This window comes from Candidatus Phaeomarinobacter ectocarpi (genome assembly GCF_000689395.1).
Classification (GTDB): Bacteria; Pseudomonadota; Alphaproteobacteria; order CGMCC-115125; family CGMCC-115125; genus Pyruvatibacter; species Pyruvatibacter ectocarpi.
The window spans coordinates 3,108,491-3,133,025 of sequence record NZ_HG966617.1; the positions used below are offsets into that span (position 1 = coordinate 3,108,491).

Genomic DNA, 24,535 nt, shown 5'->3' on the forward strand with positions numbered 1-24,535 from the left:
TTCAAGAAACAGACAGACTGTTTGTTTTATTGATATACAAACAGGCAGACTGTTTGTAAAGTGGCGCAGTTGAATTTTCTCAAAGATGCACCTCCCCATGGCCAGCAACGAACAACGCACCGCAAAAACCCGCGCCGCCCTCCTCAAGGCGGCCCGCGCTGAATTTGCCGCCAACGGCTACGCAGACGCCGCAACCAACGCTATCGTTGCCCGCGCAGGCGCAACACGCGGTGCCATGTATCACCACTTCAAGGACAAGCTGGCGCTGTTTGATGCTGTGGTGGAAGCGGAGGACGCCCGTCTTGCCGCCCTGATTGATTCAGAAACCGTGGACATGCCGGACGCCTACAAGAGCCTGATGCACGGCATCGGCATCTATCTGGACAACGCCACAAGCCCCGCCACCCGCCGCATCCTCATGCTCGACGGCCCGTCTGCATTGGGCTGGAAGCGCTGGCGCGAGATCCAGTCGCACAATTCCCTGCGCACCCTGCACGAAGGTCTCGACGCCGCCCAGGCCCAAGGCACCCTCAACAAGAAACTGTCCGTACCGGTTGCAGCATCGCTCTTTGCAGCCGCCCTCGACGAAGCCGTGCACGTCATCGCCGAAGCAAAGACCCGCAAGACCGCACGAACCGACGCCATCAATGCGGCAGATGCAATGCTGCAAGGGATGCGGGCCTAAACAGCATCCCCGCAGATACGCGGCATCTGTGCACGCAACGCCTCAGACATGTGATCCATGAAGGCGCGCACCCGTGCCGTCTTGCGCAGGTCCGAGTGGGTGAGTAGCCAGATGTCGTAAGCCTGCTCGCTCCTGTCGGGGAACACCCGCGTCAGGGCGGGGTCATCAAGGGCTGACATGAAGGGAAGCCGCGCAATGCCCCCACCGGCACGCACCAGCCCGGCGATGTGCAGGGGGTCGCTGGCGGTCAGTGTGGCGCGGGATTCCGGCAGCTCCGCGCGCAGCCACGGCACATCCACCGCATTGTCGCGCCGGCCATTGTAGCCGAGCATCGGCGGCATGGTCGCCAGATAGGCGTCAACGCCCCCGGCCGCCTCCACCGCCTTGGTACCGGCAAAAAAGCCATAGCCAATCGGCCCGAACTTCTGCCCCACAAGTGTTTCCGGCGGACTGTTCGTGACGCGGACCACCACATCAGCCTCTCGCCGGTCCAGGTTGGCGGATATTGAGGTTCCAAGAACTTCAATAGTCACCTCGGGATAGGCCTCACTGAACCCAACAATCGCATCCTGAAGGAGGCTCAGACCGACCAGCGGATTGATTGACACCCGCAAGGTGCCCGTAAGCGCCAGGTCGCGGCCGGCGATACGTCGCAATGCCACCGCCGCCGCATCATCCATCCGCGCCGCCGACACGGCCAGGTCTTCACCCGCTGCCGTCAGTTCAACGGCACCTGATGCGGGCCGGTCAAACAGGCGGACGCCCAGCTGCTGTTCCAGACGGCCCAGCCGTCGCGACAGGGTGGCGTGCCCGAGCCCAAGGGTAATGGCCGCCTTACGCAAACTGCCCGACCGCCCGACGGCCAGAACCAGTTTAAGGTCATCCCATGATGGATCGACGCGCGCATGCGTTCCGGTTTGTTTTTGGACCATAATGGTGCTCTTTTTCTGTCTTATGGACTGAAAACGAAACACCTACATCGGTGGTCCGGGGCGGTCCATCAAGTGACGCACCCCAAAAAGGCTCATTTCAAGGAGGTCCGGCCCATGCCAGACGCAATGACCACAACCATGACACTTCCCGTCATCTCAGCTGCCCTCGCAGGCGTCATTATCATCCTTCAGCAGATTCTGATGCTTGCCACCGGCACCCGCCGCGGCAAAACCGGACAAGGTGTCGGTGTCGCCGGAGATGTCCAGCTTGAGCGGTTGGCCCGGCGCCATGGCAATCTGGCGGAGAACTCGGGCATCTTTATCGCCTCGCTGGCATTGCTTGAGCTGCTGATCGGCTCCGGCATGACCGTGCAAATCTTCGCCCTCGTCTTCCTGGTTGCACGGCTATCCCACGCCGCAGGCTTCAGTACCCTGCGTGGCTCCCATGGCAAGATCGACGGCGAAACAGCGCCGGGTTCAGCCCTTTTTGTAGGTCTGCGGGCGGGCGGTGCCACCCTCACAGCGCTGTCGGGCATTGCCCTTGGCGGCTTCATTCTGGTCAATGTCTGGGGCTATCTGCCTTTCTAGGGCGCAGACGCAGTTCAGACCCGACATTTCGGCGGACCCAATGCGTTTTCAGGATGAGAGGGCACCGGTTATCCGGTTCGAAAACACGGCAAACAAAGAATCTGGGGCCGGTTTTGATCAATCAAAACCGAAACCGCCCCAGACCCTTTGACAAACGCCGCCAGACGCGCAAAACCCCGCGCACGGACATCGTTTCCGATAGACTTTTATTTCCGATGCGCGGGGCAAGACCAAAAATGAGCGTGACCGACGTCAAGAAGGTGGTGCTGGCCTATTCAGGCGGGCTCGACACTTCAATCATGCTGAAATGGCTGAAGGAGACCTACGATTGTGAGGTCGTGACCTTCACCGCTGATCTGGGCCAGGGCGAAGAGCTGGAACCAGCCCGCCAGAAGGCCGAGATGGCCGGCATCAAGGACATCTACATCGAGGATCTGCGCGAAGACTTCGTGGCGGACTACGTCTATCCAATGATGCGGGCAAATGCCCTCTATGAAGGGCTGTATCTGCTCGGCACCTCCATCGCCCGGCCTCTGATTGCCAAACGCCAGATCGAGATCGCCCGTGAAACCGGGGCCGATGCCGTGTGCCACGGCGCAACCGGCAAAGGCAATGATCAGGTCCGTTTCGAGCTGGCATATTATGCGCTGCAGCCGGACATCAAAGTCATCGCCCCGTGGCGCGACTGGGAACTCAAGTCCCGCGAAGCACTGATCGACTTTGCTGAAAAGCACCAGATCCCCATCGCCAAGGACAAACGCGGCGAGGCACCCTTCTCTGTGGACGCCAACCTGCTGCACACATCCTCTGAAGGCAAAGCCCTGGAAGACCCGGCCGTAGAAGCACCGGAATATGTCTACCAGCGCACCATCTCGCCTGAGGCAGCACCGGACACTCCGACATACATCGAAATCGGCTTTGAAAAAGGCGATCCCGTTTCCATCAACGGCGTTGCCATGTCTCCGGCCACGATGCTCACCGAGCTGAACCGCTACGGCCACGACAACGGCATCGGCCGGCTGGACCTGGTCGAAAACCGGTTCGTCGGCATGAAAAGCCGTGGCATCTACGAAACCCCCGGCGGCACCATCATGCTCATGGCCCATCGCGGCATCGAGCAGATCACGCTCGACCGCGGCGCGGCCCATCTCAAAGACGAGCTGATGCCAAAATATGCGGAGCTTGTATATTTCGGCATGTGGTTCTCGCCCGAGCGCGAAATGCTGCAGGCGCTGATCGACAAAAGCCAGGAGCGGGTCAACGGCACCGTCCGGCTCAAGCTCTACAAGGGCTCGGTCGATGTCGTCGGCCGCTGGTCGGATGATTCCCTCTACTCAATGGAACACGTCACTTTTGAAGAAGACGACGTCTACGATCAGGCAGACGCGTCCGGCTTCATCAAGATCAACGCCCTGCGCCTGCGTCTCCTCGCAGATCGCAACAACCGCTCCAAGTAGCAGCAAACACAAGGCTCACAGTTATGCGTATCGAAGCCCTGTCCATCGGTGACAACCCGCCCTACGACGTCAACGTCATTGTTGAAGTGCCCGTCGGTGGCGCACCGATCAAATATGAGTTCGACAAGCCGTCCGGCGCGCTTGTGGTGGATCGTTTCCTGAACGCCTCCATGCGCTACCCGTGCAACTACGGATTCGTGCCCCACACGCTCTCCATGGATGGGGACCCGGTAGACGTGCTCGTAGCCGGCACACCGGCCGTGGTCCCCGGTGCCGTCATGGCCTGCCGCCCGGTCGGCGTTCTCATGATGGAAGACGAAGCCGGCATGGACGAAAAGATCGTCGCCGTGCCGCCCTCACGCCTCAACACCTATTATGACAGTGTCCAGAACTACACGGACCTGCCCAAGATGCTGCTCGATCAGATCGAGCACTTCTTCAACCACTACAAGGCCCTTGAAAAAGACAAGTGGGTGAAGCTCAACGGCTGGGGCGATGCCAGCAAGGCCCGCGGCCTTATCGAAGACGCCATCGCCAAGGCAAAGTCGTAAACGGCCATAGGTGCCTTGCGTCCTAAGACAGAAGCGGAAACAGGCTCACACCTGTTTCCGCAACTGCACTATCTGCAACGCCATTGGTCTGAGCATCTGACCTGGACCAGTCGCCTAGTCGGCACGATGCTCTGACAATGACCCGAGCATGAGCTGCGTCAGCACAGAGACAGCTGTCTTGCGCGGCATCCGACCGGCAGCCGCATCGGCACCCAGCGCATCCGCAGCCCCTAAAAATCCCACAATCAGTGCACGTGCCTTCGAGGGCGACAGCGTCACAAATGGCTTGATGGCGTCGTGGCAGGTGCGGATGTAAATCTCCCGCAGCTCCGCCTTCACCGCATGCATTTCGTCGCTGCCTTCCAGTGCCGCAGAGATGGCCCCAAAGGCTGGCCCGGCCTTCACGCAGCAATCGACATAAGACGTGGCCACGATCTCGCACACCGCATCCAACGTGCCCGGCGCTTGTGCAAGTGCATCCCGCGCGGCATTGATCTGGTCGGTGTCCATGCGCCGGTAAAGCGCGATCAGCGCACCGTCCCGGGAGCCGAAATGTTCATAGGCAATCGGCTTGGTCACGCCTGCCCGCTCGGCCAGCTTCTGCAGGGTCAGCGCATCCGTCCCAGCCTCGCTCACAATACCCTGCGCCGTCTCCAGCAGCTGTTGCCGCCGGTCTGCCTTGGACAGCCTTTTTTGTCCCGTCGCCACGTTCGTGCTCTTTCTCGCTCTTGACTCGACTGGTTCTGTATATATCTTACTTTTCGTAACTTACGAATAGTAATTTATTGGATCATAGTCATGACCGCCCATACCCAGACGCCTGCCCTGACGCCCGCAACGACCCGCGCCCCAACCGCTGAGATTGCCAGCCTCGTTCACATGACCGGCCCGCAGTCCTACGACTACATTTTCGGGTCACAGAGCAAGCTCGAGAAATTCATCGCCAAGGCATGGCCCATGACCGGCACGCTGTATTCCCACGACGCGACAACGCTCGTCGAGGAAATCGGCACCATTATCGGCATCGAACTGGGCTATCCCGGCAAAGAGTTCTACAGCCGCCGCAACGCCTCCCTGCAGGCCTCCATCAAGGCTGCCGAAGATGGCAGCCTTACCGAGCAGGACCTCTACGGCATTGGCGACCGCGCCGACAAAGCCAGCTATCTCAACGCCTGGGTGCCGGAGGATGTTTATTACCTCATGGCCCTTGCGGTGCCGGACACCCAGCGCGGGCGTGGCATTGGCAAACATCTTCTTGCCTCCGCCATCGACAAGGCCCGCGCAGATGGCTTTCGCGCCCTGCACCTTGATGTCCTGTCCGACAACCCGGCCATTGGCCTCTACACCGCCATGGGCCTTACCTGCCTTGCAGAAACAATCGCACCAGAACCCTGCCGCGACCATGGCATCCCCATGGAAATGCGCATGGGGATCACGCTCTAACTTACAAGTTTCAAGGAAACGCACATGTCCAAGACCATTCTCGTTGCTGGCGGCTACGGCCTCGTCGGCAGCCACATCGCACGGCACCTGCGCCGCATCATGCCGGACGCCAAGCTCATCATTGCTGGGCGCAACCCGGACAAGGCCGCAGACATCGTCAGCGAACTCGGCAACGCAGACGCGCTGGGTCTTGAAACAACGGACCCTGTCGCGGCGCTGCAAAGCGTCGGCAAAATGGATGCCCTGATCGCAGCCCTGCAGGACCCCCACGACAAGATGCTGACCCATGCCATCAACAATGGCATTGCCCATCTCAGCATCACCCGCTCCGTGCTGGACATGTCCGGCTTTGTAGGACATGTGGCCCACGCCAATCTGACAGCACCCGTTGTGCCCACCGCCCACTGGCAGGCGGGCATCCTGTCGCTCGCAGCTCTCGACCTCGCATCGCAGTTCAAGACCGTTGACAGCATCGCCCTGTCTGCCCTCTTCGACATGACGGACCCCATTGGCCCCATGACCGTGGAGGATGCAGGCCACTTCTTCGGCAAGGCCCTGCTGGTCAGGGATGGCCTGTGGACGTGGGTCGATCCGGATGCGGAAGTCACCAGCATCACCATTGATGGCGAAACATTTGATGCCCGCCCCATGAGCAACCTGGACACCATGAGCCTGCGCTCGGCCACAAACGCGGCGGACATCACCTTCCATCTCGGCATCGCCAATTCACGCGGAACGCGCGCCGGTGGTGCGGCTTCCCATGACATGCAGATCATCATGAAGGGCACGGATGCCAACGGCAGCGCCATCACCCGCACCCGCCTCGTGTCGGACCCCCGCGGCCAGGCGCAACTCACAGCAACCGGGGCAGCGCTTGCTGTCCAGCGCGCCATCGGCGGCGACGGCAAGCCCGCCCCCACAGCGACGCTCCACATGCCCGAAACAATCCTGGATGCAGCGGACTACACCGCGCGGCTGCAATCAGAATTCGGCATTCTGGTTCAGGACGCGTAGGGGACCACACCAATGGCTGAGATCATGAAAGCAGCAACATGGCCCGCCACCGGCGGCGCCATGCAGATCATCGACGCGCCAGTGCCAAAGCCCAGATCCGGCGAAGTGCTGGTGCAGGTCAAGGTGGCAGCCATCAACGAGATGGATGTTCAAACGCGCGCCGGAGGCTGGCAGAAGGAAGTGAAGACTTTCCGCAAGGCGGGTCCCGTCGTCACCGGCTTCGAGTTTGCCGGCATTGCGGCCACCAGCAACGCCCACATCAAGGCCGGCATGCGCGTCGTCGCCTATAGTCCTGTCCTCAAGGGCCCCCGCGCGCATGCACAATTTGCCGTGGTACCGGCGCATTCTCTGGCGGAGATTCCAAACGAGATGAGTTTCGCCGACGCCGCGGCCCTGTGCGTGATGGGTCTGACGGCCATTGAGGTGGTGGATGACATCGCGAAGATCGTGCCGGGTCAAAAAGTCTGTGTGCTGGGAGCCGCCGGTGGCCTGGGCGCCTATACGGTCCAACTGGCGAAGGCACGCGGCGCTCATGTGACGGCTGTCGCGTCGGCCTCCAACGAGGCTTTTGTCATTGCACAGGGTGCCGATGTGTTTCGCGCAAGAAGTGACACACCTGTTCTGCACAGGGATGACAGCTTCAACCTCATTCTGGACGTGCCGGCGAAATTCAGTTTTGCGGGCACCCGCAGGCACCTGGCTCCCGGCGGTGTGTTCGTCTCATCAAACCCGTTGAACGACCTCGCAGGCTTTCCCCGCGCGCTGCTGTCGCGACGCAAAGCCGGGTGGCTGCTGATGCTGAGTACAACACCGCAGAAACTGAAACGTCTTTTTGAAACGGCGACCGCAAGGGCCCTGACGCCGGTGATTGACGCCACCTATGGGCTGCCGGAGATCGATGCAGCCTTTGACAGGTTCGCCACGCCGGGCAAGCAGGGCCGCGTCTTGGTGGATATGGAAGCAGGAAGCTAGAGCGCCCTAGAAGTTTGGTGCAACAGCCGCAAAAGGCACGATCCAGGATTCATCGCGCTCCAACTCAACGAGGCCGCCGAACACATGCGCACCGAGTTCCTGGACCAGGCGCCCACCGGATTGCGAGTTTGTTAGCACAACCAGCGCGGCTCGGCTGCGCGGTTCAATCACCAGCAGACTTGAGTAGCCCGGGTTGGAGCCCCACTGCCAAAGTGTCCGCTGCGTGTCGCCGTCACTCAGCCGCCGGTCCCGCACACCAATGCCAAGGCCCCAGGCCAACCCGTCCGGCGCACCGTGACCGACCGGCACGCGAGGCCGTGTCATCTCGCGCATGTCCGAGCGTTCGAGCAGGCGGGGGTCAATGATTTCCTGCGCAAACAGTGCGATCTCACCCGCCGAGCCACGAAGCGACGCCGCCGGATGCACATCACCTGCTGCTCGCAACGGCAAAGGCACGCTCATGAACATCAACGGCAACAAGGAGACAACCGCCAAGACCACAGCTATCCGTGTCCAGAAACTGCCTGACACTTCTTCACGCCGCATCACGGTGCCCGGTCGGGCCCGCGTGAACCCCAGAAGGTGAAACACCAGCCGCCACAACACCGCTGCAAGCGCCACACACAAAACAAAGATGAAGGCCACGAGCAACACAGCCGTGAGAAGGCCCAGACCAACCAGTTCCAGCAACACAACGATTGTGGCGATGCCAGCCAGAATGCCCGGTAGAACCAGATGTCGGCTTTCCATATGTGGCTGCTGCAGAACCAGCCGCACCACCAGGAAGGCAAGCAACGCGCCAATCACAAACACCGCAATGAACGGCACGAACACCATTGCCAGCGGCATCCACAGACCCGTGTGACCCGTTGCCACCAGTGCCATCTGCACGTCCTCAAGGGCAAAGCCTGTCGCAGCCATGCCCAGCGGCTCCAGCAACCTGACGCGGGCAACGTCAGCGAAAGGCCGCTGCTCATGCGCGGTGATCGTATAGCCAAGATATCCAAACCCCTCACCGGCGTAAGAAAACGCGCCGCCGGGAGGCGCGATGAGCCTGTGCGACGTGCGGCGAATATCATTCGATAGTCCCGACGTATGGGTCAGGACCTGTTCAAGGGTAATCTGCGGAATGCTGCCGTCAGCCCCCGGCGCGAGCCAGGGCGGCTCAAGCCCCAGACCAATGTCCTTGTCGAGCCGTAACTTGCCTGCGGCCACAAGCTGCAGGGCCACATGGGCCGCCACCGGCTTTGAGATGGAGGCCGCTTCAAAAATTGTCTCGGTGGTCACCGGCGCGCGACCGATGACATTGCGCACGCCAAACGCACGTTCATAGACCATGCGCCCATCACGAATGAACGCGACCTGGGCGCCGGGCACATTTTCTTCGTCCATCAGGCGCGGCATGAACGCATCAAGCGCCTGCGCAATCTCGCGATCTTCCCAGTCCAGCATGCCCGTGTCGGCGCGCGCCGCACCGCTCACCGCAACAATGCCGATCAAGATCACTGCAAGATATGACCGGACCCGATGCATCAGTGCCGTGTGTCCTTGCCGTCATCCCCGGCCATCGCCGCCAGAGCCTCCATCGAAAACTCTTCAAGTGGAATACGCGGTTTCTGAAGGGCCAACCGCAACGCATCGATGCGGTCACGCACATCCTCTTCCAATGGCCCGCGCGCTTCTGCGTCCACCAGCTGCTTCAACTCATCGCGGTTTTTGACACCCAGAATGACACTGTCCACACCTTCCATGCCAAGCGCATATCGGTGCGCCACCACCGCCGGGTCTTCACCCATCTCCTTGCACAGCGCCCGAAACGGCTCGGCCTTGGCGTAGTCGGTCACCTGCGCATTGTCGTCCGGCAGCACACGGTCAATCGCGGATGTCAGCGCCCCGGCCTGCACGGCCCGGATGCCAAGTACACCCACATCGTTGTTCTTTGCGGTCCGGATGATGTTGCGCGGTTCGGCAGGTTCTTCGTACTGACGCATGTCGCCGGGGGAGTCCATCAGATTGGCCACCGCCTGAACAACAGCAGGCTTCACGTCATGGCGCAGCGCATCCATGACTGTACGCGGCAACCCCACCCCCGTGATGCCCCAGGCACCGATCAGTCCACGCTCGACGAGGGACTCCATCGCAGGGACTACATAATCCGTATACGTCCCGAACCGCGTGGCCCATTTGTGCTGGGTCTCCGCATGTTGCGCATATTCATAATCATCCGGGCAGATATTGGAGTGCAGCACAAAGATATCCGCCTGCTCCACCTTCATGGTCTCCAACGAGCGTACAAGCCGCCGTTCAAGCTCAGACGCAATTTTGTCCGCAGGCGGCGTGCCGAGCTGGCACTTGGTCGTCACCCGCACACCCTCAGGCAACCGGCCCTCAAAGGCCTCCGCCACAACGGTTTCCGCTTCTCCGCGCCCATAGGCCGGAGCCATATCGAGAAGAGTGATGCCCGCATCAACCGCAGCACGCACCGTAGCAACGGCTTCGTCGCGGGTCGTCTCGCCCCACAATTGTCCAAGGCCGCCGCCGCCAAGGGTCAGGGTGCTGACGGGCCACAGAGTGCCCAGTTGCCGTGTCTGCATGTCCCGTCTCCCTGTTGAAAGTGGTTGAGGCCTAGACCGCGGGGTCCGGCAATCCAGCCTGGCGGTGAGCCGCAATCAGCGTGTTGCGCATCAGGCAGGCGACAGTCATGAGACCGACACCGCCCGGCACCGGCGTAATCGCACCTGCAATGTCTGAAGCCGCCGCAAAGTCCACGTCACCCACCAGCCGCGTCTTGCCTTCACCCTTCTCAGGTGCCGGAATACGATTGATGCCAACGTCAATGACCAGCGCACCGGGCTTCACCCAGTCGCCTTGGACAAAATTCGGTTTGCCAATGGCTGCGACCAGCACATCAGCAGCACGGGCCTCAGCCCGCAGATCCTTTGTGCGTGAGTGCGCCATGGTCACGGTGCAGTTTTCCCGCAGCAACAACTGCGCAACCGGCTTGCCGACAAGGTTGGAGCGGCCGACTACCAGCGCCTTCAACCCGGATAAATCCTCCCGCACGCCCTTGAGCATGAGATAGGCACCATAGGGCGTGCACGGCACCATGGCATCCAGACCACTGGCCAGCCGTCCCGCATTGAGCGGGTGCAGTCCATCGACATCCTTCACCGGATCAATCGTGTCGATGACTGCCTGCTGGGAAATCTGATCCGGCACCGGGAACTGCACCAGAATGCCGTTCACCTCCGGGTCTGCATTGAGCGACCGGACAAGCTGCAGCAGATCATCCTGTGACGTGGTGGCCGGGAGCTTGTGCTCAATCGACCGGATGCCGACCTCGCCGCTGACCCGGGCCTTGGACGCCACATAGACCTTGCTCGCAGGGTCCTCCCCAACCAGCACCACCGCAAGTCCGGGCGACGTGCCGGTCTTTGCCTTGAAAGCCTCTACCCCCGCAGTGACCTGCTCCTTCACCTTGGAAGCATAGGTCTTGCCGTCAATCAACCGTGCTGGCATGGGGCGTCAATCACTCTAGTAGTAGGTGGGTGCAAGAACATAAACGACGATGATTCGCTGCAGCGCGAAAATCAGGATGAGGACAATCAACGGGGAGAAGTCGATGCCGCCCATATTCGGCAGGAAATTTCGGATGGGCCGATAGATCGGCTCCGTCATCCGGTAAAACATATCCGCCACCTGCGCCACAAACTGGTTGCGCGTATCGATCACATTGAACGCGATCAGCCAGCTGAGGATGACGCCGACAATGACGATCCACCAGGCAATGTTGAGAACAAGAAGCGCGACTTCGGCAATGACCTGCATCTGCATATCCAAATCGTGTTTCGGGACGGTATCAGATGTACTTGCGCCGCCTTCCATACGCAAGGACCAGCTGCCCTGTTGGGCGCAATATGGCGGCAGCTACCCCCGGTGGGAGCGGAATTTGACCCAGCCCATGACCATCACACACACCCAGACCAGAATATTGTTGATGATGATCGACGGCGCCTCGAGCACCACCCCATAGGCCGCCCACAGGGCAACACCGGCCCCAAAGGCCGCAAGCCACCCCCACGAAAAATCATCCGCATGGCGCGTTTTCACGGTCTTCCAGACCTGCGGCAGAAACGACGCCGACGTGAGGACGGCGGCAATCGCACCAATGATCTCGGCGTAGGGGACAAGGGCAGCAAGAGACATCAATCACAACTCCAGAAAACCGCCCGCTGGCACCCATGCCAGCGTGACGCGCATCACCCATACCTGCCAGACCGTTCGACTGAAAGCGCCCAGTGCGGAAGCATGCCCGCCACCGCCATGGACAAATGGCATTATGAATGCCAATTTATCATCGAGGCTGACGTGACAAAAAGGAACGCGAGATGAAAAAGTTTGGCGCAGGGACCTGGATCTGGGGCACCGCTGTCGTTTTGTCTCTGGCCTTCTCCGCCTGGTACAATAACTGGCGTGGTCCACTGACGGCTACTGAGATCGATACCTATATGGAGCAGCTGCAGGCACGACCAGACAACAATCCCGCAGCCCTGAAGGACCTCAGAGCCTTCCTTGAAGCAGATGATGGTCGCGAGTTCATTATGCTCAACGTCATCAAGCTTCATGCAGACCCTCAGCCGCATCCCCAGACAGGCGAACCGACCGACGCGTCCAAGCTACTCACAACCTATTCCGACGCCTTCATGGGTCGTCTCTTCTTCAGCGCCGGCCATCCAATGTTTCTGTCGGACAGAGTGGGGCCCTATCTGGACACCTTCGGTGTCACGGAAAGACCTGATTGGACCTGGACGTCCATGGTGCGATATCGCTCCCGCCGGGACCTGGCAGACGCAGCCACGTTCGAGGGCTTCCCCGGCGCACACCTGTTCAAGACCGCCGCCATTGAACAGACATTCAACTTCCCGACCCAGACACGGGTTCAGTTTTTCATGAGCCCGGCATTGCTGGTGCCATTCCTTCTGCTTTTTGCAGCTTCACTGGCACACCTGGTCGTAACGCTGCGGGCGACCCGGGCCTAGGCGCCGGTCAACACAAAAAGCGGGTCGCTGTCTTCGACCATCGCAATGAGGCCCTGCACATCGGGCAGGTCGATGCGGCCATACCCCAGCTGCACCATCCCGTCGCGCTCAAGCCGCTTGAGCGCTTTGCCGGTTGCCACCCGCGACACACCCATCATGACCGCAAGGTCCTCCTGCCGGCACTCAACCGTGTCGGAGGAGGCCTTGGGATCAACAGACGTCAGCAGCAGCTGTGCGATCCGGATGGGCAGTGTCAGCCGTCTTTGGGCATCCAGGAATTCCAGAAGTTCATGATTGCGTAGCAGCGCAATCGTCAGCAGCGCGTGACCAATCTCCGGTTCCTCATTCATCAGCCGCTTCATGAGCGCTCCCTTGATGAAAGTGACGGTCGTCTCTCCCTGGGACCACAACGTGTGGGTGTGGGGCAGCCCTGCCATGACCGTGAACTCACCAAATGTCTCGCCCGGCCGCAAAAGCGCTGACACCAGAAACGAGCCGTCCGCCCCCGCATTGCCGGCCACAATCTGCCCGGATGTCAGGATGGAGACGCCCTGCCGCTCATCCCCGCGCTGCTGAATGATCTGGCCGTCTTTGAATTTGCGTGATGTGCCCGTCGCCAGCATCAGGTCCAGCAAGGGCTGCGGCAGCAGGTCATAGAGTGTTCTGGTCTTCGCCCGCAGCACCCGCATGGTGGCCCCTCAACAAATTGCCCCAAATGTAACTTGTTAGCATTCTAGATGCATTGACCCCCGTACTGTCAAAATGCGGCCAACAGAAAAACAGGCGACACAAAACAAGCGACGAGGGACGACGATGATCAAGCTCTGGGGCATTTCGGTTTCCTACTACACCGGCAAACTTGAGGCGTATCTGCGTTACAAGGGCATTCCCTACGAGATGGACAACCCGTTTGCCCATCAGGATTACATCAAGAAAAACGCCGGTGCCGTGCAGGTCCCGATCATCGAGCGCGAGGACGGCGCCTTTCTGTCCGACAGCACGCCCATTATCCAGCACATGGAAACGGAACTCCCCGACAGGCCGGTTTTCCCGACCGACCCGGTGGTCCGCTTCATTGCCCTGCTGATTGAAGACTACGCTGACGAATGGCTGTGGCGCTCCGCCATGAACTACCGGTGGAGCAACGAGAACGACCGCGAGTTACTGAGCAGCATCCTTGCCGATGAGGTTGCCGGTCATCTCAAGGCGCCACGCTTCGTGCGCCGCCGCATGGTCAAGCGGCGGCAGCTGGCTCGCTACATCAAGGGCGATGGCGTGACCCCCGAAACCAGAAGCCACGTCGACGCAGGCTATTTCGCTGCCCTGCGCAGTATGGCGTCCATGTTGGAAACGAGGCCCTTCCTGCTCGGCAACGCGCCTTCCATCGCGGACTTTGGTTTGATGGGTCCGATGTTGCGCCACTACGGGCAGGACCCCACGCCCGCCGCCATCATGCGCAACGACTGGCCCGCCATCGCCGAATGGGTCGCGCGCGTATGGAATGCCAGCTCACTCACCGTCGAGCCTGATCTGGTCAACATGGTGCCTGACGATGCCGCTCCCATGTTGCAGGAAGTGGCCCAGACCCATCTGGTACAGCTGCGCGAAAACGCCCGTGCCTTCTCCGCAGGACACACGAAATTCAAGATGACCGTGCAGGGCTGCCACTACAAGAACCTGCCTGTCACGCAGTACAGGGTCTATTGCCTTGAGCGCCTGCGCGAGGAGTTCGACAACCTGAGTGACGAGCACAAGGCGAAGGTCAAGGCACTGCTCCCCTATGAAGGCTGTGAGCTGCTCTGGGATCACACGGTCGAAGCAAAGTCCGGTCACGATGTGGACCGCAAGGCCCCCTTTGCCCACGGCATCAACATCGTCTAGCAGCGGAACTTGAAGGCGCTGGCTCCGGCAGCTTGCTTGCCACCCATAGGACCACTGGTCACTATGGCGCGAACCATAACCATTGCAGGCAGCACACATGACCGCGCCGATCACGCTTTACACGGGCCCCACGCCCAATGGCCGCAAGGTCTCCATTGCGCTGGAAGAGATGGGCCTGCCCTACACGCTTGAGTATGTGGACATTCTGGAAGGCGACCAGCACACGCCAGCCTTCCGCGCGCTCAACCCCAACAACAAGTTCCCCGTCATCATCGACCCGGACGGGCCCGGTGGTGAGGAACTCGTGTTGTGGGAGTCCGGGGCCATCCTGTGGTACCTCGCAGAAAAGACCGGCCGGTTCCTGCCCGCCTCCGGTACGGCTCGGCACCTCGCGCATCAATGGCTGATGTTTCAGATGGCCAGCGTCGGGCCGATGTTTGGCCAGTTCGCGCATTTCTTCTTCTACGCCAAGGACAAACACCCCTACTCCATCGAGCGCTATCAGTCCGAGATGCGCCGCCTGCTGGACGTCATGGAAGAGCACCTGTCACAGCACACCTGGTTCGCAGGCGACGACTACACCATCGCCGACATGGCTGTGCTGCCCTGGGTCGAGGGCACCGTGGATGTGCCGGGCATTGAAAACGTGGATAGCCTGCGCGCCTGGGTGCATCGCCTGAAGGCGCGCCCCGCCGTCACGAAGGCCCTCGACGTCGCCCGCGAAAAGGTGCGCAAAGAAACCGTCGAAGGTGGCATGAAAGACCTCGACGACACCCACCGCTCACAGCTTTTCGGCGAGGCGCAATACACACGCTAGGGTCAATCAGCGGTTCCGCTCTTGAAAACAAACCGACATCCCCCTAGCTAATTGACCAGCGGTCATTAATATGCCCAAAGGCAGGTTTTGACCTGTGACACTGGGCCCAAGGGGAGTGATGGACATGTCTGACCAGATCAACAAAGACGCACCGGTACTTGTGACCGGGGCCTCCGGTTACATCGCCCAGCAGGTGATCTTGTTGCTGCTGGACAAAGGCTACAAAGTCCGCGGCACCATCCGCTCCCTGGACAAGGGCCCGGCACTCAAAAACCTGTTGGCAACACAGGACCCGCGCGCCGCAGACATTGAACTCTTTGCCGCCGATCTGACATCGGACGCGGGCTGGGACGACGCTGTGGCTGGCTGCACCTATGTGCACCACATCGCGTCCCCCATTCCACCGGAACTGCCAAAAGATCCCAACGAGCTCATCGTTCCCGCGCGCGACGGCGCCCTGCGGGCCCTCAAGGCCTCTAAGGCTGCGGGCGTCAAACGTGTGATCATGACGTCGTCGGTGGCATCCGTGGCCTACGGATATGACAATCAACCCGACGTGCTGTCGGAAGAAGACTGGTCCAACCCGGACAACCTCAAGGACAACACGGCCTACACCCGCTCCAAGACCATCGCCGAAAAAGCCGCTTGGGAATATCTCTCTGGCCCCGGCCAGGGCCTTGAGCTGGCGACAGTCAATCCATCCGCCGTGCTCGGCCCGGTATTGAGCGGCGACTTTTCAGCCTCTGTTGAAATCCTCACCCAGCTCATGGGCGGTCAGCTGCCCGCCACTCCGAAGGTTGGATTTCAGATCGTCGATGTGCGCGACGTGGCAGCAACCCACGTGGCTGCGATGGAAACACCGGGCGCCGCGGGCCACCGGTTCATCGCCGCGAGCGACTATTACTGGTTCGAGGACATCGCCAAATTGCTGCGCGAGGAATTCCCGGCCCAGAAGAAGAAGATTCCGCACCGCAAATTGCCCAGCTTCCTGCTGCGGCTGCTATCGATCTTCAACCCGGTCATGAAACAGGTGGTACCCGAACTCGACAAGAAGCGCTTTGTCTCCAACGACAAGGCCCAGTCCATCCTCGGCGTCACCTTCCGCCCCGGCAAGGAAGCCATCCTCGCCGGCGCGCAGTCGCTCATCGACCACAAGGTGGTGTAACGCATTTACGCACAATGAACGTACCCGCTAGTCCCGGCGGGTGCGTTCCAGGCGTTTTTCGATTTCGCGCTTTTCCCAGTCCGGGCTGAACAGCGACATCACTTCAAAGACCGACAGGCCGTGCGCAGCGACGCCTACCCCCCAGCCGAGCATCGGCCAGATGAACCACGGCGTCGTGATGCCCGTGAACAGGTTGATGATAAACAGCCCGAAAATCACGACAGCATAGGTCGCTGCATGGCTGTAAAATGCCTTGAGGTCGCGCACATAGCGGATCGCCCGGCGCTCTTCTTTCGACAATTCGTTAGGGGTGTACATGGGAGCCTCCGGTGCCTCCGTTGACAGGGTGGATACATCCACCTCGAAGACCGCAGCCAGCGCCGTAAGAGTTTCCAGGCTCGCCTTGTCGCCTCGCTCGAGCCGCTGAATGGTGCGCACGCTCAATCCACTGACTTCCGCCAGCGTCTCCTGCGACCACCCCTTGTCGATCCGTAGCTTGCGAATAAGCACCTGAACCCTCTCCATCGTGCGCCCGTTGCGGTGCTGCCAATCTGTGAAGTCTCACAGACCATCACCACGTCACCACCCCGTCACCAACCTGACAGCGACGCGTCACACACCTCAAAACCCGCAGAAAATAGGAGTTTCTGCGTTAGAGACCCAGCACCCGCTTGGCGATGATGTTTTTCTGGATCTCATTGGTGCCGCCATAGATCGATTGCGCGCGGCCAGCGAAATAGGCGGACACAGACGGCGGCGCATAGCTCGTCAGCGCATCCTGCGACCAGTCCGGCGACGCACAATCGGGGCTGCCGATCTGCGCTGCACGGCCACAGGCTTCCACCATCAGCTCGGTGATCCGCTGATGGGTTTCCGTCGCCAGAATTTTCACTGTCGACGCTTCATTGCCCGGCGACCCGCCCTCGGCAACGGACGACAGAATGCGCAGCACGGTTGTTTCCAACCCGTCCACGCGCATCTCCGTGTCGGCAATCTTCAGCTTGAACACTTCGTCATCATAAAGCGCCTCATTGCCGCCCATGGGCGCCGCCTTGGCGATCTCCTTGAGATCGGACAGCATCTTCCGCTTGGCGCCGATGCGCGCGTAAGACGTGCGTTCATTGCCGAGAAGGTAGGTCGAGTATTCCCAGCCCTTGCCTTCTTCGCCGATCATGTAATCCACCGGCACGCGCACATCTTCAAACACAACCTGATTGAGATAATGCTTGCCGTCGATGCCGATGATCGGCACTAGCGTCACGCCTTTGCGGGTCATTTCACAGCACACAAAGCTGATGCCCTGCTGCTTGCGTTCACCCTTGGAGGTGCGCGCCAGCAGAAAAATCCAGTCCGCATGCTGAGCAGCCGACGTCCAGATCTTCGTGCCGTTGAGCACAAACTCGTCGCCATCACGCACCGCAGAAAACTGCAGGGATGCCAGGTCAGACCCCGAGCCCGGCTCACTGTAGCCCTGCGCCCAACCCATTTCGCCCGAGCGTGTCGGGCCCAGCCATTTTTCCTTCTGGGCATCACTGCCGAAATTGAAAATCACCGGCCCCACATAGATCACGCCCATGGGCGTCACGGTTGGGGCCCCGGCGCGCTCAAGTTCTTCATCAAAGATGTACTGTTCTTCGATGGACCAGCCCGGCCCGCCGAACTCCTGCGGCCACGCTGATGCCAGCCAGCCTTTGGCGCCCAATGCCATTTCGGCCTTGCGCACTTCCGGTGTTGTCAGCGAGTGACCGCCACGCACCTTTTCCAGAATGTCCTGGGGGTAGTCATTGGCGAAGAAGCTGCGCACTTCCTGCCGAAACGGCTCAAGGTCCGCGCTGAAGCTCATATCCATGGGGTCGTCTCCCGAATAGCAGGGCCCCGCTTGCTCGCGCGGCCCTCAATATCTGTTCGGGTCTACTTTACCGCATGCATCTCATAAATCACGCCACCATCTCCCGCATGGACAGGTGGATGATCATGTCCGATTTCGGCCAGCGCATTGCCGGTCTGTGCGCTAGTCTTGGACATCGCCACCAACTACCCGAGACCCCCATGCACATTCTCAAACGCGAGCTGCGCTACACTTACATTCCAAGCCCCATCGGTGACCTGCTGGTGGCCGGTGACGCAGATAGTCTGCACCTCATCAGCTTCCCTACCGGCAGCAAAACGATCCGCCACGCAGAGCACTGGCAGCGGGATGATGATGGGTTTAGGGACGTCGCGGAACAGCTGGCCGCCTACTTCGCAGGCGACCTGACCCAATTCAACCTGCCCTTGACCCTGGATGGCACTGACTTCCAGAACGAGATCTGGCGCAACCTTGCCACCATCCCCTACGGCCAGACCGCATCTTATGGGGAAATGGCAAAGAAGGCCGGTCGGCCAAAAGCCAGCCGTGCCGTCGGCGCCGCCAATGGCGCCAACCCATTGCCCATCGTGCTGCCCTGCCACCGTGTCATTGGCTCAACCGGTGCCCTGACAGGGTTTGGTGGTGGCATGGATGCCAAGAAGTTCTTGTTGAGTCTGGAAGGCGCCCTGCCAGCGCAGGGCGCATTGCTCTAGCGCCGCGCGATGATCCAGATGGCGTGAACGATGCCCGGGATGTACCCAAGCAGTGTCAGCAGAATGTTGATCCAGAACTGCGCGCCGATACCCACCTGAAGAAACACACCGAGAGGTGGCAGCAGGATCGACAGGATGATGCGAATAAGGTCCACGGGAAAATCTCCAGTCGGCTTATGTCAGGCCGCCAGGTATGTGTCGGAGTCAACCGGCAGGCGGGATGAGCCTCAATAACCCGCAGCTCCCTTGGAAGTTCCGTCGCAGCCGCAACTACGATCCGTAAATCGCCGCGTTCCATATCTCAGCGGAGACCTTGCCGATTGCTGCCGGGTCGTCAGGCTCCTCGCGCGTCAGGTTGTCATTTGCCAATGCATTGTTCATCAGAATAAGGCTGCGGGCGGTCAGGTCGGGGTTTTCGACCTTGGATCGCCCAAGCATGATCTGCTGCCGGATGAAGCGGGCTGTGAGATCAATGAAATAGTCGATCACCCGCGAGCGCCATTCATCATGCACCTGTTCGCTGCTGTTGGAGGCGCGCGCAAGCGCCATCATGCCGGTGCGATGGTTTTCCATGGCTGCAAACATGGTTGTGAGGTGGGTATGCGTATCCGCCAGATAGTCGTCTGACCCCTGGCCGTTGAGCCAGTCATCCACGGTTTCGCGGATAGCCCCTTCAAGGCGGCCCAGAAACCCCAGTGCCAGCTCATCCACGCTTTTGAAGTAGTGATAGAACGACGAGCGCGTCATGCCCGTGCGCTGCATCACCGCATCCACCGTCAGGGCGTTGAAATCCATTTCCGCCAGCGCAGCCTGCGTCGCGTCAATAATCTCTTCGCGCGCCATTTCCGGGGTACGGCGGATGCGCTGGGCTCTTTCAGACATGACGGACTTTCTAATGCGTGTGATGACTTCTCTTACCGCGCCTGAGTCTACGTGTGCAATTCCTTATTGACAACCCGTCAATAAGATACCATGTTAGCGTCAACAAGCAGAACCTAGGGCGCCGAAAAGGCGGGATCGGGAGAGGGTCGTCATGAACATGCACACCAATGAGTTTGCATCTGGTGGATCAAGCGGCTGGGCCAAGGCCGGCACACAACCGCGCATCGCCATTGTGGGTGCGGGCATGTCTGGCATTGCTGCCGTCGTGAAGCTCCGCGAAGCCGGCTACACCGACCTCACCGTTTACGAAAAGTCTGACAAGGTCGGCGGCACCTGGCGTGAGAACCAGTATCCGGGCCTCTCCTGCGATGTGCCCTCCCGCTGGTACTCCTTCACGTTCAACCTCAACCCCGACTGGTCTCACCGGTTTTCCTACGGCCCCGAAATCCAGGCCTATATGGAAGAGACCGCTGAGAAGTTCGGCGTCACGAAAATCGTCAGGTTCAACACGCCCGTCACCGACCTCACCTATGAGGGCCCCCAGTGGAAACTGACCGACGGCAATGGCGACGTTGAGCACTATGACGTGGTGATTTCCGCGACAGGCGTTCTGCACAAACCGACCCTGCCAAACATCGACGGTCTGGACAGCTTTGAAGGCGATATGTTCCACACCGCCCGCTGGGACCACTCGGTGAAACTTGAAGGCCGCAAGGTCGGCATCATTGGTACCGGCTCCACAGCCGCTCAGATCATCGGCGCCATCACCCACAAGGTCGGCACCATGAATGTCTTCCAGCGCACACCGCAATGGATGATCCCGCTACCGCAAAAGGAATATGCCTCCGGCTGGAAATGGCTGATGCGCAAGTTCCCGGCGCTGCAAAAAGCCAGCTTCAACTTTTACTACAAGACCATGGTCAAGAATTTTGGTGCCGCCACCACCGGCGATCAGGAAAAGCTGGCCGAAGTACAAAAGGCGTGCACGGAGCATCTCGAAGAAGCCATCGCAGATCCCGTGCTGCGCGCCAAGCTGACACCCAGCTACCAGGCTGCATGTAAGCGCCTGATTTTCTGCTCCGAGTTTTACCCCGCCATCAGCCGCGACAATGCCAACCTGATTACAGAAGGCATCACGCGCATTACGCCCAAGGGCATTGAAACCGAAGACGGCAAGCTGCATGAGTTGGATGTGCTCATTCTTGCCACAGGCTTTGATGCATCGGCCTTTATCCTGCCCACCAAAGTAACCGGCGAGAACGGTCAGGACCTTGGCGAAAGCTGGGATGGCTCGCCGCGCGCCCACCGCGCCGTCGGCATGCCGGGCTTCCCGAATTTCTGGATGCTGGAAGGCCCGACCGGCCCCGTCGGCAATTTGTCCCTGATTACAATTTCAGAACGTCAGGTCGATTATGTCATCAGCATGCTGAACAAGATGCGCGACGAGGGTCTTGAAGCCATTGCACCCAAGCAGGCGTCCTTCGACGCCTACAACAAGAGCATGGCCGAACGCGCTCCGCAGACAGTGTGGGCATCCGGCGGCTGTGACAGCTGGTACTTTGACAAGTCCGGCACGCCGAACCTCTATCCCTTCCCGCCGCAGCAATATCTCGAAGACATGCACAACCCGGATTTCTCCGAGTTCCGTCTGATTGCTGATGTGAAGGAAGGGGATGCGGTCACAGGCTCTGCCTAGCATCCCAATTGCGACTAGACGATCGTATCCAGAAGTGTCTCGACAACTTCGGCCTGAGCCTTAAAGGCTTGGGCCGTTGCCTTATAGGCAAACTCCGCACGCGTCAGATTGACCGTCGCGACAGCAAGGTCAGGTGACTGGGCCTGTGTTGAAGGTGCCAGCGGCGGCGTATAGCGCGGTGCCGCACCGCCCGAAGAGGGAGCTGATGTCCGGTTCGCTGCTGATGCTGTTTGTTGATAGGCATTGCTCGCGGATTGCGCCGAGCGCACCACATCGCTGGCCGCCCTACCCACACCAACGCGGGCTGACCGCAAGCCTTCTGCTGCACTGGTCAATGATCCGATCATCACGTCGACTCTAGCGGCCAAGAATTCCCCGCGCACGTCAAAGCGCGCGGGAAACCTAATGAACCGTTAAGCGTGTACCAATCTCGAACACGACACGCGAGACACAGCTACATGGCGGAGATGCCGCCATCGATCTTGAGCTCGGAGCCTGTCACAAAGCGGCTTTCGTCACTGGCAAGATACAAAACCGCATACGCCACATCATCGGGTTCGCCAATGCGTCCAAGCGGCACCTGCTTGGCAAGCTTGGTCTCAGCATCTTCAGCCCGCGCCAGCAGGCTTTCCAGAATAGGTGTGCGGATGAATGTCGGGTGCACCGAGTTGGAACGAATGTCATAGCCCCGCTTGGCGCAATGCAGCGCGACGGATTTCGAGAACAGCCACACACCCGCCTTGGCCGCATTGTAGGCGCCCATGTTGTGCCCCGCGATCAGGCCGGCAATGGAGGAGATATTGACGATGGACCCGGGCTGATGTGCCTTCATGTGACCAAGCGCATATTTGCAGCCCAGGAACACGCTATCGAGATCAACGGACTGGATCTTTTTCCAGTTCTCGAAGGTCTCGTCTTCAACCGGGGCCGAGCCGCCAATGCCTGCATTGTTCACCAGGATGTTGAGCCCGCCCATGAAGGCCACGGCCTCATCGAGCGCGGTCTGCCAGCCACTTTCCGATGTCACATCAAGCTCAATGGCCTTGGCACTGCCTGGCGCATCCTTGTTGATGGCATCCGCGACGTCCTGTGCGCCTTTGAGATTGATGTCGGCAACAACAACCTTGGCACCTTCGGCAACAAGCAGCTTGCACGTCGCGGTTCCAAGCCCCGAAGCACCGCCCGTTACCATCGCCATTTTTCCGTCTACACGTCCGGCCATGTCAGACCCTCCTGTTTTTGATGTTGTATGTGATTGGTCGTCAGGCGCTATTCGCCCGTGAATTTCGGTGTGCGCTTTTCAAGAAACGCCGTGATCGCCTCGCGCTGATCCTTGCCGGTTGCAGCCAGCGCAAACTGATCCCGGTCCATATAGGTCGAGACCGGGTTGAGCGCCTTGGCTGCCATCTCGATGGACTGCTTTGACATGCGCAGTGGGACCGGCGGCACGGCCGCTGCGCGACGGGCGAGATCAAACGCCGCATCCAATGCACCACCATCCGCAACCACATCTTCAACCAGTCGCCAGTCCAGCGCATCAGGCGCCTTGAGCACTTCACCCAAAATGACAAACAGCTTCGCGCGCGCCGGGCCCATCAAATTGACCAGCCGCGGATTGGAATGCCAGCTCATGTTCATGCCGAGCGGAATCTCCGGAAGTCTGAAACCTGCGGACTGACCGGCAATACGAATGTCGCAGGACCCGACAAGGGCCACACCGCCGCCAATGCAATGACCTTCAATGGCGCAGATGGTCAGCTGTTCCAGGTCTTCCCATGCATCGCACATGTCGGGACCGACCTTGAGACCGTGACGGCGCGCCAGCAGCCCCTCTTGGCCGCCGGCCATTTCGGGATCCTTGAGATCGGCACCGGCACTGAAAATCTTTGCGGTGCCTGTCAGCACGATCACATGGGTATCGATGTCATCGCGAAAGTCGCGTGCAATCTGCGTCAGTTCACGCATGGCGGCCCGCGACAAGGCGTTCAGTCCATCGCCACGGTCGTAGCGTACGATGGCCACCGGACCATCGCGCTCGATGGTTGCGAAATCTCGTTTTTCGATAGCCACGTTCTGTCCGCCCACCCTGTTACTGCCATTGGTGACAATTTTGGCGACACGCTAGCCGATAGACCGCGGGCGGGAAAGGTGGGCATGAGATGACGGGCAGGCCTAGGCACGCAGGGCGTCCCACAGACTTGTTTCCGCGTGAGCGATGGCAGATTCTTCAATGGTGAGATGGCCGTCACCTGCCATCTTCAACATGCCAAGCGCCCCGCCCCAGACGAGAGCAACCGCAAGGGCAGGCGGCATGTTCCTGATCTCACCGGATGCCACAGCGCCTTCGACAAAACGCGCCACGCCCTGCACGAAGACGCGATCCGCTTCCTGGCTTTTCTCATCAAGCAGGGGCTTGTGATAGTGCTGATCCAGAAATGTGGCTTGCACCGGATACCCTGCAAGCCAGCCAGTGAGCCGACGCCATATGACGCCAAACACCTCTCGGGCAGAAGAACCCTGGGGTAGGGGAGCAAACACACTCGCGTTCAGCTCGCCTCTCCACCGCTGATACAGCACGTTCAGCAATACGTCCTTGGTGTCGAAATACCGATAGATTGTGCCGGTCGCCACACCGGCAGCCTTGGCGATTTCCGGCACGGCCGTCGCCTGATACCCGCGCAGGGCAAACAGCTCCAGCGCGGCCGTCAGAATGCGCTCCTGCTTGTTGCGCGCCTCCAGAGGCACATCGAGTGCGGGACGAACGGCTTGCTCGGCGGCGTGAGGGCTACCGACTGATACATTCGGAGAGTTGGCCATTCAATCAAATTGAATGAACATTCATTCTCCGTCA

General features: G+C 60.1%; 29 protein-coding genes. 13 read left to right on the forward strand and 16 right to left on the reverse strand.

The genetic code is table 11. The annotated features are described in order from the left end of the window. The first annotated feature begins 97 nt into the window (after nt 1-97). Nucleotides 98-685, forward strand: a complete 588-nt coding sequence (locus BN1012_RS14815; protein WP_043950188.1) for a TetR/AcrR family transcriptional regulator — start codon at nt 98-100, stop codon at nt 683-685. Here the strand turns inward: BN1012_RS14815 and BN1012_RS14820 are convergent. After that, nucleotides 682-1,617, reverse strand: coding sequence for a LysR family transcriptional regulator (locus BN1012_RS14820; RefSeq protein ID WP_043950189.1), 936 nt, complete (start codon nt 1,615-1,617; stop codon nt 682-684). The genes BN1012_RS14815 and BN1012_RS14820 overlap by 4 nt on opposite strands. Before the next feature lie 114 nt (nt 1,618-1,731). Here BN1012_RS14820 and BN1012_RS14825 point away from each other — a divergent pair, with 114 nt between their 5' ends. The 3 genes from BN1012_RS14825 (at nt 1,732) to ppa (ending at nt 4,213) form a co-directional block, all read left to right on the forward strand. Beyond that, nucleotides 1,732-2,205, forward strand: coding sequence for an MAPEG family protein (locus BN1012_RS14825; RefSeq protein WP_043950190.1), 474 nt, complete (start codon nt 1,732-1,734; stop codon nt 2,203-2,205). Between the two features lie 236 nt (nt 2,206-2,441). After that, the gene (locus BN1012_RS14830) at nt 2,442-3,662 is read left to right on the forward strand and encodes an argininosuccinate synthase (RefSeq protein WP_171815987.1); all 1,221 of its coding nucleotides are present in this window, start codon (nt 2,442-2,444) and stop codon (nt 3,660-3,662) included. Nucleotides 3,663-3,685: 23 nt separating this feature from the next. Further along, nucleotides 3,686-4,213 carry an inorganic diphosphatase gene (gene ppa / locus BN1012_RS14835; protein ID WP_043950191.1) on the forward strand — a complete coding sequence of 176 codons (528 nt, stop codon included), beginning with the start codon at nt 3,686-3,688 and terminating at the stop codon, nt 4,211-4,213. Between the two features lie 114 nt (nt 4,214-4,327). On the opposite strand, the gene BN1012_RS14840 is transcribed toward ppa, so the two are convergent. Continuing rightward, a complete protein-coding gene (locus tag BN1012_RS14840; RefSeq protein WP_043950192.1) occupies nt 4,328-4,921 on the reverse strand; it encodes a TetR/AcrR family transcriptional regulator in 594 nt (197 codons plus the stop codon). A 90-nt stretch (nt 4,922-5,011) separates the two neighbouring features. On the opposite strand from BN1012_RS14840, the gene BN1012_RS14845 reads away from it, so the two are divergent. The 3 genes from BN1012_RS14845 to BN1012_RS14855 are packed head-to-tail and all read left to right on the forward strand — an operon-like array spanning nt 5,012 to nt 7,642. Continuing rightward, nucleotides 5,012-5,656, forward strand: a complete 645-nt coding sequence (locus BN1012_RS14845) for a GNAT family N-acetyltransferase (RefSeq protein WP_043950193.1) — start codon at nt 5,012-5,014, stop codon at nt 5,654-5,656. A 24-nt stretch (nt 5,657-5,680) separates the two neighbouring features. Then, nucleotides 5,681-6,670 (forward strand): saccharopine dehydrogenase family protein, encoded by a 990-nt coding sequence (locus tag BN1012_RS14850; protein WP_043950194.1) that lies wholly within the window; start codon nt 5,681-5,683, stop codon nt 6,668-6,670. A gap of 12 nt (nt 6,671-6,682) precedes the next feature. Continuing rightward, entirely contained in the window at nt 6,683-7,642 is a 960-nt protein-coding gene (locus tag BN1012_RS14855; RefSeq protein ID WP_043950195.1) for an NAD(P)-dependent alcohol dehydrogenase, read from the forward strand. 6 nt (nt 7,643-7,648) lie between these two features. On the opposite strand, the gene BN1012_RS14860 is transcribed toward BN1012_RS14855, so the two are convergent. The 5 genes from BN1012_RS14860 to BN1012_RS14880 all read right to left on the reverse strand — a co-directional run bounded on the left by BN1012_RS14860 (nt 7,649) and on the right by BN1012_RS14880 (nt 11,848). Beyond that, the gene (locus BN1012_RS14860) at nt 7,649-9,175 is read right to left on the reverse strand and encodes a serine hydrolase domain-containing protein (protein ID WP_043950196.1); all 1,527 of its coding nucleotides are present in this window, start codon (nt 9,173-9,175) and stop codon (nt 7,649-7,651) included. Next, nucleotides 9,175-10,236: an aldo/keto reductase gene (locus tag BN1012_RS14865; RefSeq protein ID WP_052535431.1), complete on the reverse strand. Its 1,062-nt coding sequence runs from the start codon at nt 10,234-10,236 to the stop codon at nt 9,175-9,177. Before BN1012_RS14865 ends, BN1012_RS14860 begins: the two co-directional genes overlap by 1 nt. 31 nt (nt 10,237-10,267) lie before the next feature. After that, nucleotides 10,268-11,161: a bifunctional methylenetetrahydrofolate dehydrogenase/methenyltetrahydrofolate cyclohydrolase FolD gene (gene folD, locus BN1012_RS14870; RefSeq protein WP_043950197.1), complete on the reverse strand. Its 894-nt coding sequence runs from the start codon at nt 11,159-11,161 to the stop codon at nt 10,268-10,270. 15 nt (nt 11,162-11,176) lie between these two features. Next, nucleotides 11,177-11,470 (reverse strand): YggT family protein, encoded by a 294-nt coding sequence (locus BN1012_RS14875; protein ID WP_043951183.1) that lies wholly within the window; start codon nt 11,468-11,470, stop codon nt 11,177-11,179. Nucleotides 11,471-11,569: 99 nt separating this feature from the next. Next, on the reverse strand, nt 11,570-11,848 hold the full coding sequence (locus BN1012_RS14880) for a SemiSWEET family sugar transporter (RefSeq protein ID WP_043950198.1): 279 nt from the start codon (nt 11,846-11,848) through the stop codon (nt 11,570-11,572). Between the two features lie 182 nt (nt 11,849-12,030). Here BN1012_RS14880 and BN1012_RS14885 point away from each other — a divergent pair, with 182 nt between their 5' ends. Continuing rightward, nucleotides 12,031-12,681 carry a hypothetical protein gene (locus tag BN1012_RS14885; RefSeq protein WP_043950199.1) on the forward strand — a complete coding sequence of 217 codons (651 nt, stop codon included), beginning with the start codon at nt 12,031-12,033 and terminating at the stop codon, nt 12,679-12,681. Here BN1012_RS14885 and BN1012_RS14890 read toward each other — a convergent pair. Then, the gene (locus tag BN1012_RS14890) at nt 12,678-13,370 is read right to left on the reverse strand and encodes a Crp/Fnr family transcriptional regulator (RefSeq protein ID WP_043950200.1); all 693 of its coding nucleotides are present in this window, start codon (nt 13,368-13,370) and stop codon (nt 12,678-12,680) included. The two genes, BN1012_RS14885 and BN1012_RS14890, sit on opposite strands and share 4 nt — an antisense overlap. A gap of 124 nt (nt 13,371-13,494) precedes the next feature. On the opposite strand from BN1012_RS14890, the gene BN1012_RS14895 reads away from it, so the two are divergent. The 3 genes from BN1012_RS14895 to BN1012_RS14905 all read left to right on the forward strand — a co-directional run bounded on the left by BN1012_RS14895 (nt 13,495) and on the right by BN1012_RS14905 (nt 16,544). Continuing rightward, the gene (locus BN1012_RS14895) at nt 13,495-14,562 is read left to right on the forward strand and encodes a glutathione S-transferase family protein (RefSeq protein ID WP_171815988.1); all 1,068 of its coding nucleotides are present in this window, start codon (nt 13,495-13,497) and stop codon (nt 14,560-14,562) included. Nucleotides 14,563-14,659: 97 nt separating this feature from the next. After that, nucleotides 14,660-15,379: a glutathione S-transferase family protein gene (locus tag BN1012_RS14900; protein ID WP_043950202.1), complete on the forward strand. Its 720-nt coding sequence runs from the start codon at nt 14,660-14,662 to the stop codon at nt 15,377-15,379. 124 nt (nt 15,380-15,503) lie between these two features. Beyond that, nucleotides 15,504-16,544: an SDR family oxidoreductase gene (locus tag BN1012_RS14905; protein ID WP_043951184.1), complete on the forward strand. Its 1,041-nt coding sequence runs from the start codon at nt 15,504-15,506 to the stop codon at nt 16,542-16,544. Nucleotides 16,545-16,571: 27 nt separating this feature from the next. Here BN1012_RS14905 and BN1012_RS14910 read toward each other — a convergent pair whose 3' ends face one another. Together BN1012_RS14910 and BN1012_RS14915 are read right to left on the reverse strand one after the other, a co-directional pair. Further along, a complete protein-coding gene (locus tag BN1012_RS14910; protein ID WP_043951185.1) occupies nt 16,572-17,054 on the reverse strand; it encodes a helix-turn-helix domain-containing protein in 483 nt (160 codons plus the stop codon). Between the two features lie 142 nt (nt 17,055-17,196). After that, entirely contained in the window at nt 17,197-18,393 is a 1,197-nt protein-coding gene (locus BN1012_RS14915) for an acyl-CoA dehydrogenase family protein (protein WP_043950203.1), read from the reverse strand. Nucleotides 18,394-18,518: 125 nt separating this feature from the next. On the opposite strand from BN1012_RS14915, the gene BN1012_RS14920 reads away from it, so the two are divergent. Next, nucleotides 18,519-19,106 (forward strand): methylated-DNA--[protein]-cysteine S-methyltransferase, encoded by a 588-nt coding sequence (locus BN1012_RS14920; RefSeq protein WP_244442912.1) that lies wholly within the window; start codon nt 18,519-18,521, stop codon nt 19,104-19,106. Here the strand turns inward: BN1012_RS14920 and BN1012_RS17430 are convergent. After that, complete coding sequence (locus BN1012_RS17430; protein ID WP_043950204.1) at nt 19,103-19,261, reverse strand: YqaE/Pmp3 family membrane protein; 159 nt, start codon at nt 19,259-19,261, stop codon at nt 19,103-19,105. The genes BN1012_RS14920 and BN1012_RS17430 overlap by 4 nt on opposite strands. Before the next feature lie 115 nt (nt 19,262-19,376). After that, complete coding sequence (locus BN1012_RS14930) at nt 19,377-19,988, reverse strand: TetR/AcrR family transcriptional regulator (protein ID WP_043950205.1); 612 nt, start codon at nt 19,986-19,988, stop codon at nt 19,377-19,379. A 151-nt stretch (nt 19,989-20,139) separates the two neighbouring features. Here BN1012_RS14930 and BN1012_RS14935 point away from each other — a divergent pair, with 151 nt between their 5' ends. Further along, a complete protein-coding gene (locus BN1012_RS14935) occupies nt 20,140-21,684 on the forward strand; it encodes a flavin-containing monooxygenase (protein ID WP_052535438.1) in 1,545 nt (514 codons plus the stop codon). Nucleotides 21,685-21,698: 14 nt separating this feature from the next. On the opposite strand, the gene BN1012_RS14940 is transcribed toward BN1012_RS14935, so the two are convergent. The 4 genes from BN1012_RS14940 to BN1012_RS14955 all read right to left on the reverse strand — a co-directional run bounded on the left by BN1012_RS14940 (nt 21,699) and on the right by BN1012_RS14955 (nt 24,501). Further along, entirely contained in the window at nt 21,699-22,031 is a 333-nt protein-coding gene (locus BN1012_RS14940; RefSeq protein ID WP_043950206.1) for a hypothetical protein, read from the reverse strand. A 107-nt stretch (nt 22,032-22,138) separates the two neighbouring features. Further along, nucleotides 22,139-22,906, reverse strand: coding sequence for an SDR family oxidoreductase (locus BN1012_RS14945; RefSeq protein WP_043950207.1), 768 nt, complete (start codon nt 22,904-22,906; stop codon nt 22,139-22,141). Between the two features lie 47 nt (nt 22,907-22,953). Beyond that, nucleotides 22,954-23,754 (reverse strand): enoyl-CoA hydratase/isomerase family protein, encoded by an 801-nt coding sequence (locus BN1012_RS14950; protein ID WP_122381412.1) that lies wholly within the window; start codon nt 23,752-23,754, stop codon nt 22,954-22,956. Between the two features lie 102 nt (nt 23,755-23,856). Continuing rightward, nucleotides 23,857-24,501 (reverse strand): TetR/AcrR family transcriptional regulator, encoded by a 645-nt coding sequence (locus tag BN1012_RS14955; RefSeq protein ID WP_043950208.1) that lies wholly within the window; start codon nt 24,499-24,501, stop codon nt 23,857-23,859. Nucleotides 24,502-24,535: the final 34 nt, after the last annotated feature.

Coding starts and splice junctions, on each gene's coding strand:
- BN1012_RS14815 (WP_043950188.1), top strand. CDS start 98: ATGGCCAGCAACGAACAACGCACCGCAAAAACCCGCGCCGCCCTCCTC.
- BN1012_RS14820 (WP_043950189.1), bottom strand. CDS start 1,617: ATGGTCCAAAAACAAACCGGAACGCATGCGCGCGTCGATCCATCATGG.
- BN1012_RS14825 (WP_043950190.1), top strand. CDS start 1,732: ATGCCAGACGCAATGACCACAACCATGACACTTCCCGTCATCTCAGCT.
- BN1012_RS14830 (WP_171815987.1), top strand. CDS start 2,442: ATGAGCGTGACCGACGTCAAGAAGGTGGTGCTGGCCTATTCAGGCGGG.
- ppa (WP_043950191.1), top strand. CDS start 3,686: ATGCGTATCGAAGCCCTGTCCATCGGTGACAACCCGCCCTACGACGTC.
- BN1012_RS14845 (WP_043950193.1), top strand. CDS start 5,012: ATGACCGCCCATACCCAGACGCCTGCCCTGACGCCCGCAACGACCCGC.
- BN1012_RS14850 (WP_043950194.1), top strand. CDS start 5,681: ATGTCCAAGACCATTCTCGTTGCTGGCGGCTACGGCCTCGTCGGCAGC.
- BN1012_RS14855 (WP_043950195.1), top strand. CDS start 6,683: ATGGCTGAGATCATGAAAGCAGCAACATGGCCCGCCACCGGCGGCGCC.
- BN1012_RS14860 (WP_043950196.1), bottom strand. CDS start 9,175: ATGCATCGGGTCCGGTCATATCTTGCAGTGATCTTGATCGGCATTGTT.
- BN1012_RS14865 (WP_052535431.1), bottom strand. CDS start 10,236: ATGCAGACACGGCAACTGGGCACTCTGTGGCCCGTCAGCACCCTGACC.
- folD (WP_043950197.1), bottom strand. CDS start 11,161: ATGCCAGCACGGTTGATTGACGGCAAGACCTATGCTTCCAAGGTGAAG.
- BN1012_RS14875 (WP_043951183.1), bottom strand. CDS start 11,470: ATGCAGGTCATTGCCGAAGTCGCGCTTCTTGTTCTCAACATTGCCTGG.
- BN1012_RS14880 (WP_043950198.1), bottom strand. CDS start 11,848: ATGTCTCTTGCTGCCCTTGTCCCCTACGCCGAGATCATTGGTGCGATT.
- BN1012_RS14885 (WP_043950199.1), top strand. CDS start 12,031: ATGAAAAAGTTTGGCGCAGGGACCTGGATCTGGGGCACCGCTGTCGTT.
- BN1012_RS14890 (WP_043950200.1), bottom strand. CDS start 13,370: ATGCGGGTGCTGCGGGCGAAGACCAGAACACTCTATGACCTGCTGCCG.
- BN1012_RS14895 (WP_171815988.1), top strand. CDS start 13,495: ATGATCAAGCTCTGGGGCATTTCGGTTTCCTACTACACCGGCAAACTT.
- BN1012_RS14900 (WP_043950202.1), top strand. CDS start 14,660: ATGACCGCGCCGATCACGCTTTACACGGGCCCCACGCCCAATGGCCGC.
- BN1012_RS14905 (WP_043951184.1), top strand. CDS start 15,504: ATGTCTGACCAGATCAACAAAGACGCACCGGTACTTGTGACCGGGGCC.
- BN1012_RS14915 (WP_043950203.1), bottom strand. CDS start 18,393: ATGGATATGAGCTTCAGCGCGGACCTTGAGCCGTTTCGGCAGGAAGTG.
- BN1012_RS14920 (WP_244442912.1), top strand. CDS start 18,519: ATGTCCGATTTCGGCCAGCGCATTGCCGGTCTGTGCGCTAGTCTTGGA.
- BN1012_RS14930 (WP_043950205.1), bottom strand. CDS start 19,988: ATGTCTGAAAGAGCCCAGCGCATCCGCCGTACCCCGGAAATGGCGCGC.
- BN1012_RS14935 (WP_052535438.1), top strand. CDS start 20,140: ATGAACATGCACACCAATGAGTTTGCATCTGGTGGATCAAGCGGCTGG.
- BN1012_RS14940 (WP_043950206.1), bottom strand. CDS start 22,031: ATGATCGGATCATTGACCAGTGCAGCAGAAGGCTTGCGGTCAGCCCGC.
- BN1012_RS14945 (WP_043950207.1), bottom strand. CDS start 22,906: ATGGCCGGACGTGTAGACGGAAAAATGGCGATGGTAACGGGCGGTGCT.
- BN1012_RS14955 (WP_043950208.1), bottom strand. CDS start 24,501: ATGGCCAACTCTCCGAATGTATCAGTCGGTAGCCCTCACGCCGCCGAG.